This window comes from Candidatus Atelocyanobacterium thalassa isolate ALOHA (assembly GCF_000025125.1).
Taxonomy (GTDB): Bacteria; Cyanobacteriota; Cyanobacteriia; order Cyanobacteriales; family Microcystaceae; genus Atelocyanobacterium; species Atelocyanobacterium thalassae.
In genome coordinates this window covers 101,017-114,732 of the sequence record NC_013771.1, presented here as the reverse complement: position 1 = coordinate 114,732, position 13,716 = coordinate 101,017, and the positions used below count along the sequence as shown (strand labels likewise).

Sequence of the window (13,716 nt, the reverse complement as noted above, 5' to 3'; positions counted from 1 at the left end):
ATTGTTCCACAGAATAGTTGATAATAAAGACCGTTTTTATACAAAAAATTAATCAGTTACTCGAATAGGACCTTTAACACTAGCATTAAAAAATTGCCTAACAATAGGATTATTTGTAGAGTCAATTTCATTGACTTTTCCTTCCCATTGAATTTTTCCACCATACAAAAAAATCACTCTATCTGCAGTACGTCTAATAGTACTATCTTGGTGAGATACCATGACATAGCTTCCACAACCTTCAGAATCATTTTGTAAATCACGAACTAAATTCTCAATAACAGTAGATGAGATAGGATCTAATCCAGCAGTAGGCTCGTCATATAAAACTATTTCTGGATTATCTAAGGAATTTTCAGGATTAGACATTAAAGCCCTAGCAAAACTAACTCTTTTTCGCATTCCTCCTGAGAGTTGAGAAGGATAACGATCACTTATTCCATGTAATCCGACCATAGCAAGCTTTTTATCAACTAGTTTTCGGATTTTAGAACGAGATAATTGAGAATGTTCATAGAGAAAAAAGCCAACATTTTCATCAACCGTCAACGAATCAAATAATGCTGCTTGTTGAAAAACTAAAGCAATTCGCATAGGTTGATAACCGTCTTCGATAATTCCTTTACGTTCTTTGCCTTTAATATAAATTTTTCCTGTATCTAATGGTAATAATCCAGCTATAAGACGTAAAATAGTTGATTTTCCTGTACCTGATGGTCCTATGATAACTAGAGCTTCTCCTCTATAGATAGTTAAATTAATTTTATCTAGGATATTATAGCCACCAAAAGATTTAGAAACATTTTTCAACTCAATTAATGGTTCTCCTTTCATTGATTTATTTTCTTAAGATTAATATGTAAAAAATTATGTGAATATTATGATAATAGCTTTTTCAAAATATTAAATTAATTTTCATAAAAAATTTTTAGCATGGATATAAAAATTTCATCAAAAACAACCTAAATATAGCCATCGTAAAATATTTTATGTACGTAATATATCTAATTTTTAGATATGCATTTTATTTTTAGACAAAATAGTTATTTTTTATCAATCTTATAAATATTTAATTTTATTGATAGTGAAGATTAAATATGGTTAATTTTCACTATCAGTAAAACTAACGTCTTCTTCTAAAACTGCGACTACGAGGACGAGATCGGAAAGAGTTTCTTGATCCAAAGCTAGATCTTCCTCTAACACTAGGTCTTGATGTCTTACCTTTTCCTAAATTACTTGAGCCAAAACCAGAGCCACTGGAACGAGACATCCCTTTTCTAGAATTACGTATACTTGAATTAGAATTTTGTAGATTTCTTGTTGTTCTAAAAGTTCGTTTGTTCTTTATTGCCGGTGGTGAAGCATTATATTTCTTCTGATAGCGTTGAATAGCTTGGTTGTAATTATTCCCATAACTTCCATAACCATTCATGACTCCTCCAGAACGATATAGTGGAGGAACATAGTATCGAGGAGAAAACAGAATATTTCCGAGTGCTTGTCCTGCCATGGCACCTGCGAAAGGACTCCAAAAGCTAGACTCTCTCCTCATAACATTTTTAGAAGTTTCTGTTTGAGAATTTATTTGTGGTTCAATAACATTATGAATATACTCTATTTTAAAATCTTCTTTAAGATACATTACTACTGTATCCTCAGTAATTTCTAAATAATTACTTTTACCATTAGTTATTTGCTCAGGAGTCAACCTAGCCATTTGTAAGTTATTCGTACTATATACAGAAGAAGCTCCAGGAGGAGTATCAAGTAAATTTATAGTATATACTCCATCAATATCATTGTATTCTGCTTGATGTATAGGATAACTTCCATTCTTTACTTGGTTGGAAATAGTAGTATTTACTTTATCATGTGGCAAAGGTTTATCCAGTGTTGATGAGCCACAAGATATTGTAGTTAAACAGAGAGTAAATGATAAAAAGATGATAAGAATTTTGCGCATTATTTTAATAAAGTTATAGAGGAATTAATTCAGGAAAATTTAATAATAATTGATCGTTAGTGAGCTCATCTCCAAAATGTGCTGGAGAGTAATGAATTTGAAGTGCTTCTAAACGTTCTTGGTAATGAAGGTTTAGCAAAGCCTTTAAACCATATTCTAAAGCTTCTTTATCAGCAAGATTAGTTTCTAAATCTGGTACTTCTCCCGTGCAGGCAATAGTAATCATGATAACTAAATTACGATTAGATGGTAAGCTTAGGACGGAATTTTCTTTCTTTATATCTGACTCTAAATCTTCACTACTTAAATAACGTTGTGCTGAATCAGAAAAGAGCTCATTGAAATAGTCACCTGCCATTTCTTCTTCCCAGAAAATATCTCCTTCATTAGCAGAAGATTGCCAATTAAAACTAAATTGAAGAAGATATTGACAAATCCTAACCAACCCTTCCCCCATCTTTAATAAGTCTCCTTCTTGGTCTACTGCTGCCCGTGCTTCTTCATTAAGGATTCCTAACAAAGGAGCTGCATCTTCTCCTGAGATATGTAAAAAGATACGAGATACTAAGAAACGAGTCTTACCTGTAAAAGTATTAACTTGATCACGCAAAAAGTTCATATTTAAAAAAATTAATATTAGAAAAGATGTATTGAATAATATTATCTTAAGTAAAGATATCGGTAATTTATATGCTTTGATTGTATGTGATTCTCTTATAAAGTTTGTAAGGTACTTTAAACAGACATCTGAATTAAAAAAATAAATATTTAATTTGTAATTTTAAGTATAAGATTACCTAACATTAGTACTTAAAGATGGTAAAAAGTTTACAAAGGAAGGAAAAATAACAATCAAAATCAGTACTAAAAGTTGAAGTAAGATAAAAGGGATAACACCATAGTAAATTTCTTCTGTTTTTAAGTCTGGAGGAGCTACTCCTCTTAAATAAAAAAGAGCGAATCCGAAAGGAGGTGTTAAGAAAGAAGTCTGTAAATTAGCTGCTAATATAACTCCATACCAAAGTAAATCTATACCTAAAGTTTCAGCAACAGGTTTAAAAATAGGGATAACTATAAAAGCTATTTCAAAAAAGTCAATAAAAAAACCTAGTATGAAAACTGTTAACATACTAACAATTAGAAATCCATATTTTCCTCCTGGGAGTGTTGTTAATATATCTAGCATAAATTGATCTCCATGTACTCCTCGGAAAACCAGACTAAAAGCAGTTGATCCAAAAAGAATAAAAATTACCATGGTGCTGATGCGCAATGTCGTATCACATACTTGTCTAAGAGTTACCCAATTTAGCTGCTTATTAAAAGCAGCTAAAAATATAGTCCCTAAAGCGCCTACCGCTCCTGCCTCTGTTGGAGTCGCAAAGCCAAAAAAAATACTTCCCATAACTAAAAAAATAAGTAGTAAAGGTGGAAGCATAGCTTGTATGACTTGTTTTGCTAATGTTTTTATTCCAATAGATCTTTCTTCTTTAGGAATTGCAGGTGCAATGTCAGGACGTATCATAGCAATTATGACAACATGCAAGGCAAATACACTTGCCATCATTATTCCTGGAACAATTGAACCAATAAACAAGGTTCCAACGGGAATACTTAATTGATCTGCTAATACAACTAACACTATGCTAGGCGGAATTAACTGACCTAATGTGCCTGATGCTACTATTACTCCTGCTGCAAGTTGTTTATTATATCCATAACGCAACATAATTGGGAGAGAAATTAATCCCATAGCTACAACAGTTGCCGCAACCACTCCAGTTGTAGCAGCTAGTAGTGATCCTACAATCACAACGGCTAAGGCTAATCCTCCACGTAATTTACCGAACAATATTCCCATAGTTAATAGCAATTTTTCGGCAATACCTGTTTTTTCAAGCATTGAACCTAAAAAAATGAAATAAGGAATAGCTAACAAAGTATAGTTTCCCATAATGCCAAAAATTCTACTTGGCAATGCACTTAAAAAGACTGGGTTGAAAATGTCTAATAATACCCCAACACAAGCAAAAATTATTGATACTCCGCCTAGAGAAAAAGCAACTGGATACCCTAATGAAAGTAGAACTAATGCTACAGCAAACATTAGTGGGCCTAATCCGTCATATACTTGGATCATGGTTATCCTCCTGAGAGTTTAACTGTTTTTTAAACTTATTTAAACTTTTTATGGCTTCAGATATTCCTTGGAAAATTAGTGATATGCTACTAACAATAATCATTGATTTAATAGGATAACGAGCTAAACCTCCAGGATCTGGAGATGTCTCTAGAAATTTCCAAGAGTTTATAACATTATCCCAGGAATAATAAATTATTACTAAACAAAAAGGGATCAAAAAAATGAAAGTACCTATAAAATCTACTAATGCTTTTTGTTTTAATGATAAATCTTTGTAAAAAACATCTACTCTAACATGTCCATTGTGTTTCAGAGTATATGCTGCTCCCAAGAAAAAAACAATATCAAATAAATACCACTGTATTTCAATAAGCGCATTGGAAGTTAAAGTATATCCAAGGAACCTTCCAACATATCTTCCTACAACATTCCAAACACCTATAAAGATCATTAATAAGATTATCCAATAAGCAAATCTGCCTATCCATTCATTAATAGCATCTATAACCTTAGCGATGTTAAGTAATTTTTGCAAAGATAACCTCAATTTGGATTTATAAGCACTTCAATATAGCAGTTTACTGAAAAAGATGACAAGCAAAGAGTAGTTATGTATTTTTATTTATTTGCTGATATTTTATATTGAAATTTTTTATGTAATTCTGCAATATGCTCTATGAAATTCATTTAAAAATTATTCTATTTACAACACATTTTTTACATATCATAGGCTTAATAAAACCTGTTAGTTTAAGAAACTAGCTTAATTTTAAACTAAATATTTTCGATAAATAATTTGCTGTCGATTCCACCAGAGGAATAGTGTTCTCATATAACATTCTTGTTGGACCAATAATTCCAATACTCCCAACAGGGATATCATGTTGACAATAAGTTGAATAAACTAAGCTATAAAGATGCATAGATTTGAGAGGGTTTTCATTGCCAATTCTAATATTTACTTGTTTATTTAATAGCTTATTTTTGGGAACATCTAGAATTAAAGACTGTAATTTATCTTGTTCTTCTTCTAACAAGTGAATTAACATCTTGACTTGCTTTAATTTAGAAAATTCTGGTTGTCTAAGAATTTCTGAAATACCATGAATTATAATTTGGGTAGAAATAGATAATTGAAGATTATTCCTCAATTGTTTAAGAATTCCTTTTAAAAAATCAGAGTAATCAATAAAATCCTGATCTATTGTTGCCCAAGTTGAATTCGGAATGTCGAATATAGACCTTCCTTTTAAATGACTATTCAAAAAATTAGAGAATATTTGTAGTTTTTCATCTAACCATTCTTTATTATCATTAATTAAAACAGATGGAATATCCACTAAAATAGATTTAGTTTTATAATCATTAGTTACAACAACAAATACTATTTGCTTAGAAGATACCTGTATTAACTGTAAATGATATAGCTTGTTTGGAAACATTTGCGGGAGAGTAATGAGAGCTATGTAACCACTTAAGTTAGTTAATATCTGAGCTACTTTTTGTAAAAAAGTTTCATTAGAATCATAAAACTTTTGATTTAACTGTCCGTTTAATGTACGTATGATTCTTTTTGTATACTTATAATCTGGAACCATTAACTTGTCTACATATATTCGATAACCAAAATCTGATGGTATTCTGCCAGCAGAAGTATGAGGTTGATATAAGAATCCAGCTTTTTCTAGCTTTCCTAATGTATTACGAATAGTAGCTGAACTAATACTTAAATTATATTCTCTAACTAAAGTATTAGAACCAACAGGTTCTGCTGTAGCAATATAATGTTGAACTGCTGCTCGTAATATTTTTTGATATCTTTGATTTAAAAGAAAGGGGACAGTCATAACAATGTAGCTTTTAAATGTAACATTTACGGAATAATTGCTTTTATTCTTACTTAATATTGAGGAATACTATTATCAATTATTAAAGAGTAAGCAGCGATTCCTCCTTCTATATTTTTAACATTAATAAAACCATTTTTAAGTAACCAGAAACAGACTTGAGCAGATCGTACTCCATGATGACAAAGAACTAATGTTTCTTTATCAAAGTCTAAGTCATTAATAATTGTTTGAGACCATTCAGGAAACTTACTTAAAGAAAATACCTTGAATTTTTCGATATGAGCAATTTTTACCTCTTCCGGCTCTCTGACATCTATAAGTTGTAATTCAGAATTATCTTTTATAAGATATTCGGCAAGTTTTTTTACTGTAATTGTTGGAATAGACTGATTTTGGTGCATACAATTGTAATTAAGAAGTAACTTGTTTAGAGTACACCCTAACAGATTATTGGAATAATTTTTATTAAGTAACTTTGTTTTCTTAAAGTATTTTTTGAAAGTTTAAATTTTTTATTTCCTCTAAATACAGAACAAATGAAGGACTATTAAAATATAGTGAATGAAATATTAACTATAGCGAGAAGATTGTTTGACATAAAATGTAATGATAGTATGATATTATAGGGTCTCGAAAAGATCCTGCTCGGATCAGGTCACAGTATTAGCAAAAGGATGAGACTATTTGTTTTTATTCTACCTGTACGGCAATTAACATCAAGGATAAAGTTATGAATTATGCAATTATTGAGGCTGGAGGATCACAGTTTCGTGTTGAGCCTGGCCGCTTTTATGATATGAACCGCCTTACTACTGATGATAGTAACTCTTATGTAATCGACAAAGTATTACTTATTAGTAATGATAGTAAAATAACTATTGGTCACCCTTTTATTGAAGGAGCTACTGTAGAAGGAATTGTGACTAGAGAGCGAAGAGGCAAAAAGGTTATTGTCTATAAAATGCGTCCTAAGAAGAAAACACGCAAAAAAAGAGGACATCGTCAAGAACTTAGTCGCCTAATGATTAATTCTATTAGTCTCAATGGTTCAGTTATTTGCAAAAGTTCTCCAGAAGCTTCCGCCGAAGAAGATATAAAACAGGAAAAATAAGTCTGCGAAGACAAATTATTTTATAAAACCACAGAAAACAACCAACAAGAAATTATGGCTCATAAGAAAGGAACCGGTAGTACTCGGAACGGACGTGACTCTAATTCTCAAAGACTCGGAGTTAAACGTTTTGGTGGACAAACAGTTAGAGCAGGAAACATTCTAATTCGCCAAAGAGGAACAAAAGTTCACCCAGGCAATAATGTAGGAATAGGCAAGGATGATACTTTATTTGCTTTAGTTGATGGGATTGTTACCTTTGAGCACAAAACAAAAAGCCGCAAAAAGGTCAGTGTATATCCAATAGCTATTTAAAAATTTAACTAGTCAAAAGAATAAAAGACCTTTGTAAGTAAAATTTCTTACAAAGGTCTTTTATTCTTTTTTTGGTTTTTGAATAATTCTATTAGAATAGAATTATCGAGTAAATTCATGTATTTAACATTTTTATAGAATTACATTTAAAGATTTACTTCTTTTCTTTTAAGACCTTTTAGCAACATTCCTCCAAATATTATAGATATAACTGAAACCAATCCAGTGATAGGCTGTAGTAGCAAGAAACCTCCAAGAGTAAACATACTACCAAACATTATTAAAATTGCTGCTAATACTTTTAACAAGTCTAACTTTAAATTTTGAGACGGCTGTAATCCTGTTTGCTGTTGTTGAATGTACCAACCTCTTCCTCCTGGACGTATATGCCTATAAAAATTAATTAATGTTTCTTCTTTCTCGGGAGGAGTTAAAAACATTGTAGAAATCCACACTACACCAGTGATGATAGAAATTGCCAGTATTTTCCAGCCAAAATCAGAAAAAACTATATTAAAATTTGAACTAAAAACTGATATCAACCCAATAACAAATCCTGTAACCATTGCTGAAAGTTCAGCTGCAGCATTAATACGAGACCAATACCATCTTAAGATCAAAACCAATCCAGGACCAGTTCCAATAGAAATTACTACACGAAATATTGTACGAATATCATTGGCGTAAAAGGCAGTAATAGAACCTAAAATTATTACTACAATTGAAGCTACTTTAACAACAATAGTCAATTCGCGATCAGAAGCTTCAGGCCGAAAAAAGCGTTTGTATAAATCATTACTTAAATAGGAAGCTCCCCAATTAATTGAAGTAGAAATGGTGCTCATAAAAGCAGCAATTAAAGATGAAACAACTAATCCAAGAGCTATGGGGGGTAAATAAGCTATCATAAGCTTAGGATATGCTAACTCAGGGTCTTTTAAATTAGGTAGTAAGACGATAGAAGCTAATGCTGTGAGTATCCATGGCCAAGTTCTGATAACATAATTGAGAATATTAAAAAGCCAAGTTGCCTTTTCTGCTTCATTCCTTGCCTGAGATTCTGTGTCTCCTTTTACCGAAAGTAGCCTTTGGACAAATTCTCCTCCTCCATCACTACGTCGAAACGACCACCATTGTACAAATATATAACTAGAAAATGTGGTTGCAGTAATTCCTGCCGCATCATTCCACGTAAAACCAAGATGTCTGTTGTAAACAATAGGAATAAAAGACAATACATCAAAATCAGTTGCATTTTGAACATCTAAAACTAACTTATTTATTCCTCCTGCATCATGCACACTAAAAACACACAATACTATTGACCCAATTAATCCTAAAAAAAATTGAAAGAAATCTGTTATGACTACACCCCAAAGTCCTGATACCCCAGTATAAAGAAGAACAAAAAAATTTAAGGAGATTATTGTCCAAAATTTAGCTTCTTCTCCAGGACTAAATCCTAAACTTTGCCATAATTCTAAAGCATCGACTACCTTTATAATGGCTAACATGGCATATCCTATACCAATACAATTAATTGGTATGGCGAATAAAAACGCTTTAGTAGCTCTTAAAATAGCAGCATTTTTTCCACCATATCGTAATTCAGTAATTTCAGCATCTGTTAATAATCCTGATCTTCTCCACATGCCAGCAAAGATATATATTAAAAAGATGTTAGAGATTCCAAAGCTCCACCACTCCCAATTACCAGCAATCCCGCGACTCGCAACTATTCCACATATATATAAAGGAGTATCAATGGAAAATGTTGTTGCAGCCATACTTGTCCCTGCTAACCACCAAGGTAAATTTCGACCTGCAAGTAAATTGTTAATAAAATGAGTATTCTTATGATTCTCAAAATTTTTCGAAGTTATTTTATTTTTATAAGATATAAATAACCCTAAAATAGTAGTAACCAAAAAATAAACTAAAACAACAATCCAATCTATTAGGTGCATATTTTAAATTTAGGTTATTTTATGTATAGTTTGATCAAGAGGAATTTCAGTGCTAAAAGTGAAATTATATAGGCAATGGATTAATCAATTACTTTATGTGAATAATTCAATTTTATTAGTTTTTTGGACAATCATCGGCGGTATTCTTAGATTTACTAATTTAGGCGCTAAATCGCCATGGACTGATGAATTTGCCACTATGGTTTTTAGTTTAGGGAATGATTTTCGTTCAGTACCTCTGAATCAGCTTATTTCATTAGATACACTTTTGCAACCATTACAATTCAATACTAATGCAGGAATTAGCAGTGTCATATCTCTGTTGCTGGAAGAAGATAATCATCCACCTCTATATTTTGTTATTAATCACTTATGGATAGGCTTATTATCTCATTTGGGAGTTGTCGAAAATATTGATATTACGATCATGAGAATACTTCCTGCTTTTTTTGGTGTTCTTTCTATTCCTGGAATCTATATTTTAAGTTCTATCAGCTTTCGTTCTCGCTTGGCTGGACAAATTAGTGCATCCTTAATGGCAGTATCTCCATATGGCATCTACCTTGCGCAAGAAGCACGGCATTATACATTTGCAACTTTATTTGTCATTGCATCTTTACTATGTTTAGTTGTTGCTATCAGAAAAATCAAAGAGGAATCAGTTATTCCTTACTGGTTAGTTTTAGTTTGGTTGTTAGCTAATAGTATTGGATTATCTATTCATTACTTTTTTTGTTTGACCTTAATATCAGAAATTATAACTTTGATATTTTTATATAATATTCAACCACACGAAAAGCTATCGAATTTAAAAAGAAAAAACTATTATCGAATCTTTTTAGTTATTATAGGAACGTTTTGTACAGGGTTAATGTGGCTACTAATCATAATACCCAAAGGTTACGGCAATGACATGATCAGCTGGATTCATCCAGTAAATAACGTTTTATATTTTATTAGTCCTCCTTTTCAATTATTAGCTGTTTGGATTCCTATGATTTCACTTTTACCAGTAGAGTCATCTTCTATTCCAATCGTCATTTTATCTGGATTAATTTTATTATTATTTTTAATATTTTTAGTTCCATATATTCTGCAAGAAGTAAAGATAGGTTTAAGAGATAAAAAATTTAGCTTACCTTTGATTGTACTTATCTCTTTTATCTCTGGAGTTATTGGTATTTTTTTAACTATCACTTATTTAGCTAGATTAGACTTAACTCGTGGTGCACGTTATAGTTTTACTTATTTTCCTGCTGTGATAGCAGTCTTAGGGGGCATACTATCAATTCCTTGGCATAGTAATTCGGAACATAAATTATCAAAAATCTATTCCATTATTTTATTAAATAGAAAAATGGGGTTTTATATTGTATGGATTATGGGATTATTAGGTTCAATAACAGTACTATTAAATTTGGGATATCAAAAATACTATAGACCTGAACAGTTTGTTGATATTTTTCAAAGAACAGTATCTCATGATGCTGTAATTGTTACTACGCATCAAAGTTTGGTCCAAACAGGAGAAATGATGGGTATAGGATTAGAATTACAAAATAATCAAAAACTAACTAATACTTCTTTTTTATTAATAGATAAAAATAGTAAAGATTACCCTCAAGAAGCTGAAACATTACAAACAATCGTTGAAAATACTAAAGAACCTTTAGAAGTTTGGACTGTTAATTTTAAAGATCCTATTAAGCTTAAAAATTGTAATCTTGATACAAAAAAATATCCTCATATTGATGGATATCATTATGAGAGATATATTTGCAATTAAAAAATCTATATATTTTATGAAATAACATAGTTACTCCAATTTAGTTTCTAATTTTGAAGAAGATTAAGTATTTGGTGAAAATTGTCTATCATATACTTTTTCTTCTTTTTCAGTGACCAATTTTAAGTTAGATCGAGGATATGAAACACATAGCAGAGCATAACCTTCATCTTGAAGTTGGGGAGATAACCCCATTCCTTCTCCTTGTTCTACTTTACCTTCTAATATATGAGCAGTACAAGTTGTACATACACCTGCCTCACAAGATAATGGCAGTTCAACGCCAGCTCTTCTGGCTGACTCTAAAATTTTTTCATCTTCAGAAACTTCAATGACATAATTAGCTTCTTGATGATGAATTTCTACTGTATATCTCTTTGACATTATCCTTAATAATTTATATCTATCTAAATATACCTTTAACAAAAAAAATGTAACTGTATCTTAAAGTTTTCTTATGAAATCCATCTGTTTAAGACACAACTACATTTTTCATTATGCAACATAACTTGAAAATATGGGCTTGGAGGGACTCGAACCCCCGACCTCGTGGTTCGTAGCCACGCGCTCTAATCCACTAAGCTACAAGCCCTTATTAAACCACCAAGTAGTAATACTAACATAACCATTACTACTTTGACAAGTAATAATAATTTAATTTGGTTTCCATACAACCAAAATAACACCACATACTACGAGTCCAAGGCCAAAAGCACGATAAACAGGAATAACTTCCTTAAACATAAAATAGCCAATCAAGACTGAAAATATGTAAATAATTGATGCAGATGGACCGGCGACACTCAAATTAACACGAGTCAATAGTAAAATATATGCGATCGCTCCGAATCCATAACAAGATAACCCTAAAAGCAATTCTGGGACAACAATAATTTTTGAGATGTGACTTATGATATTAACGGAATTAACTTTACCTAATTTCAAAGCCCCCATTTTTAAAAACAATTGACCTAGAGCACTTGCAAGTACAGAAACTAACAATAAACAAAACTCTTGAAACGTCATAAGCTTGCTCTCCTAAAAATACACAGGTTATAAATTTAACTTAAGATTTTTTTAAAAGCTAGAAATTGATAGTTTATTTATATTTATTTAACTTATTAGGAATGTTATGACATCCACCTGGAATTGTTTCTCGTGTATGTTCTCCTCCCCAAGCGCATAGGTAATAATGTTGTTCTTTTGTTAAGTTTTTAGCTCCAGATAAATTACAATTTTCGATTACTACTCCTGTATAAGCTCCTGTCTTGTAGTCAGGAGGATGAATTCTTGAGCGAGGACTTGCGGTTTCACTTGATCCATAGAATAAGCGAGTATTTTTAAGATCTACCTCTTGAAGGTTGGCATCATATAAGATTGCACGAGACAAGTTTGCTTTTACCAAGTTACAACGACTTAAATCCACCCGTACCATATTAGCTTCGCTTAAATCTGTCCATCTTAAATCTTGATCTGATAAATCAATCTCTGCTAGCATAACGCCTAAATTAATAACACGAATCCCGTTTGCACGATCTTCAGCATATCCACCTGAACCATCTAATATTGGTCTTCCTAAACGACTATCTCTCATGAGTGGAGTTAAGAGTCTAGATTGAGAAAGAAATTTTAAAATTTTTGTTTTTCCAATTTTATCTACACTACTTAATATTGCAGCAGTTCTACCTTCTGCGATAGAGCGCTCTTGAGGCCAATCTTCTAGCATACCTTCTCCATCTAATACTAAATCAGAAATACCTTGAAAGTAAGTATCAATAGTTTGTTGTTGAGTAATTCTATTTTGTTGCAAAGTTAGGTCTTTAGAAATTACATATTGAGCCCAAGCAACATAAACAGCTAGTATAGCAATCATTATTTGTCCAAGTGCTCCAACCCATTCAGCCCAGGAACCAAATTCATCATATTTAAATTTATCTAACCAATTTCCAATAATTTGATAAACACCAATATAGTAAAGTATTCCTGCTAGAGATAGGATAAAAACAATGAGGGTAATCAAAATATCTCTTTCTGAGGAGTTAAGATACCTAACAAACCATCTATAAAAGCGAGGAAGCATTGAACGCAAGGAAAGAGCTAATGCTACCAAAGCACTTGTCAAACCTATTAAAGGTAAGTTAAACATCAATCCAGTGATCATTAAACTAATAATAATAAAAAATAACCATGGATTAGAAGATTTAACTTCTTGCAAATATAAAGGTTTTTTTGACTCTTGAAAAGAGACAGAATTTAAGCTTGATAACTTTCTATATTGAGAATTTGATAACAGGGAAGATGAAGCTTCTTTATCATTATTGTTTAAAGATGAATCAGAAGAAAAATCAGGAGGGATCGTCATATTACCTACTTAGACTATAGTCGTTTTAATATTATATTTAATCTTTATCACTACAAAAAAGAGCTATATCATGATCATTTTAGCTTGATAGCTAAAAAGTTTAACTTTTTAAAATTATTATTTACAAAAAATACTGAAAATTGTTTTTTATTATTACTAGTTTTTTAATAGCTAGTAAACTTAAAAGTCTATTAGTTAAAGAATTTAGGCAACAAG

Annotated in this window: 14 protein-coding genes and 1 tRNA gene; 3 read left to right on the top strand and 12 right to left on the bottom strand. The window is 31.3% G+C overall.

Features of this window, described 5'->3' with window-relative positions:
• Window positions 1-48: 48 nt before the first annotated feature.
• The 7 genes from UCYN_RS00480 to UCYN_RS00450 form a co-directional block, all read right to left on the bottom strand.
• Entirely contained in the window at window positions 49-834 is a 786-nt protein-coding gene (locus UCYN_RS00480) for an ABC transporter ATP-binding protein (RefSeq protein WP_012953523.1), read from the bottom strand.
• Window positions 835-1,123: 289 nt separating this feature from the next.
• Window positions 1,124-1,966, bottom strand: a complete 843-nt coding sequence (locus UCYN_RS00475; protein WP_012953522.1) for a DUF1190 domain-containing protein — start codon at window positions 1,964-1,966, stop codon at window positions 1,124-1,126.
• A 13-nt stretch (window positions 1,967-1,979) separates the two neighbouring features.
• Window positions 1,980-2,585 (bottom strand): DUF1517 domain-containing protein, encoded by a 606-nt coding sequence (locus UCYN_RS00470; RefSeq protein ID WP_012953521.1) that lies wholly within the window; start codon window positions 2,583-2,585, stop codon window positions 1,980-1,982.
• A gap of 174 nt (window positions 2,586-2,759) precedes the next feature.
• Complete coding sequence (locus UCYN_RS00465) at window positions 2,760-4,106, bottom strand: TRAP transporter large permease (protein ID WP_012953520.1); 1,347 nt, start codon at window positions 4,104-4,106, stop codon at window positions 2,760-2,762.
• A complete protein-coding gene (locus UCYN_RS00460; RefSeq protein ID WP_012953519.1) occupies window positions 4,090-4,644 on the bottom strand; it encodes a TRAP transporter small permease subunit in 555 nt (184 codons plus the stop codon). Before UCYN_RS00460 ends, UCYN_RS00465 begins: the two co-directional genes overlap by 17 nt.
• Window positions 4,645-4,867: 223 nt before the next feature.
• Complete coding sequence (hrcA, locus tag UCYN_RS00455) at window positions 4,868-5,956, bottom strand: heat-inducible transcriptional repressor HrcA (RefSeq protein ID WP_012953518.1); 1,089 nt, start codon at window positions 5,954-5,956, stop codon at window positions 4,868-4,870.
• Between the two features lie 53 nt (window positions 5,957-6,009).
• Window positions 6,010-6,360 (bottom strand): rhodanese-like domain-containing protein, encoded by a 351-nt coding sequence (locus UCYN_RS00450; RefSeq protein ID WP_012953517.1) that lies wholly within the window; start codon window positions 6,358-6,360, stop codon window positions 6,010-6,012.
• 329 nt (window positions 6,361-6,689) lie between these two features.
• Here UCYN_RS00450 and rplU point away from each other — a divergent pair, with 329 nt between their 5' ends.
• Together rplU and rpmA are read left to right on the top strand one after the other, a co-directional pair.
• Window positions 6,690-7,070 (top strand): 50S ribosomal protein L21, encoded by a 381-nt coding sequence (rplU, locus tag UCYN_RS00445; protein WP_012953516.1) that lies wholly within the window; start codon window positions 6,690-6,692, stop codon window positions 7,068-7,070.
• 54 nt (window positions 7,071-7,124) lie between these two features.
• Entirely contained in the window at window positions 7,125-7,385 is a 261-nt protein-coding gene (gene rpmA, locus UCYN_RS00440; protein WP_012953515.1) for a 50S ribosomal protein L27, read from the top strand.
• Between the two features lie 146 nt (window positions 7,386-7,531).
• Here rpmA and UCYN_RS00435 read toward each other — a convergent pair whose 3' ends face one another.
• Entirely contained in the window at window positions 7,532-9,352 is a 1,821-nt protein-coding gene (locus UCYN_RS00435) for a sodium:solute symporter family protein (protein WP_012953514.1), read from the bottom strand.
• 58 nt (window positions 9,353-9,410) lie between these two features.
• Here UCYN_RS00435 and UCYN_RS00430 point away from each other — a divergent pair, with 58 nt between their 5' ends.
• The gene (locus tag UCYN_RS00430; protein WP_236608130.1) at window positions 9,411-11,138 is read left to right on the top strand and encodes a glycosyltransferase family 39 protein; all 1,728 of its coding nucleotides are present in this window, start codon (window positions 9,411-9,413) and stop codon (window positions 11,136-11,138) included.
• A 63-nt stretch (window positions 11,139-11,201) separates the two neighbouring features.
• Here UCYN_RS00430 and UCYN_RS00425 read toward each other — a convergent pair whose 3' ends face one another.
• The 4 genes from UCYN_RS00425 to UCYN_RS00410 form a co-directional block, all read right to left on the bottom strand.
• Window positions 11,202-11,522, bottom strand: coding sequence for a 2Fe-2S iron-sulfur cluster-binding protein (locus UCYN_RS00425; RefSeq protein ID WP_012953512.1), 321 nt, complete (start codon window positions 11,520-11,522; stop codon window positions 11,202-11,204).
• Between the two features lie 134 nt (window positions 11,523-11,656).
• Window positions 11,657-11,730 (bottom strand) — tRNA-Arg (locus UCYN_RS00420).
• 62 nt (window positions 11,731-11,792) lie between these two features.
• A complete protein-coding gene (locus UCYN_RS00415; RefSeq protein WP_012953511.1) occupies window positions 11,793-12,164 on the bottom strand; it encodes an EamA family transporter in 372 nt (123 codons plus the stop codon).
• A 73-nt stretch (window positions 12,165-12,237) separates the two neighbouring features.
• Entirely contained in the window at window positions 12,238-13,500 is a 1,263-nt protein-coding gene (locus tag UCYN_RS00410) for a pentapeptide repeat-containing protein (protein WP_012953510.1), read from the bottom strand.
• Window positions 13,501-13,716 lie beyond the last annotated feature (216 nt).

Bases quoted from the DNA above. Each gene is read 5' to 3' on its own strand.
- UCYN_RS00450 (WP_012953517.1), bottom strand. From the start codon at position 6,360: ATGCACCAAAATCAGTCTATTCCAACAATTACAGTAAAAAAACTTGCC.
- UCYN_RS00435 (WP_012953514.1), bottom strand. From the start codon at position 9,352: ATGCACCTAATAGATTGGATTGTTGTTTTAGTTTATTTTTTGGTTACT.
- UCYN_RS00465 (WP_012953520.1), bottom strand. From the start codon at position 4,106: ATGATCCAAGTATATGACGGATTAGGCCCACTAATGTTTGCTGTAGCA.
- UCYN_RS00470 (WP_012953521.1), bottom strand. From the start codon at position 2,585: ATGAACTTTTTGCGTGATCAAGTTAATACTTTTACAGGTAAGACTCGT.
- rpmA (WP_012953515.1), top strand. From the start codon at position 7,125: ATGGCTCATAAGAAAGGAACCGGTAGTACTCGGAACGGACGTGACTCT.
- hrcA (WP_012953518.1), bottom strand. From the start codon at position 5,956: ATGACTGTCCCCTTTCTTTTAAATCAAAGATATCAAAAAATATTACGA.
- UCYN_RS00480 (WP_012953523.1), bottom strand. From the start codon at position 834: ATGAAAGGAGAACCATTAATTGAGTTGAAAAATGTTTCTAAATCTTTT.
- UCYN_RS00410 (WP_012953510.1), bottom strand. From the start codon at position 13,500: ATGACGATCCCTCCTGATTTTTCTTCTGATTCATCTTTAAACAATAAT.
- UCYN_RS00415 (WP_012953511.1), bottom strand. From the start codon at position 12,164: ATGACGTTTCAAGAGTTTTGTTTATTGTTAGTTTCTGTACTTGCAAGT.
- UCYN_RS00475 (WP_012953522.1), bottom strand. From the start codon at position 1,966: ATGCGCAAAATTCTTATCATCTTTTTATCATTTACTCTCTGTTTAACT.
- rplU (WP_012953516.1), top strand. From the start codon at position 6,690: ATGAATTATGCAATTATTGAGGCTGGAGGATCACAGTTTCGTGTTGAG.
- UCYN_RS00425 (WP_012953512.1), bottom strand. From the start codon at position 11,522: ATGTCAAAGAGATATACAGTAGAAATTCATCATCAAGAAGCTAATTAT.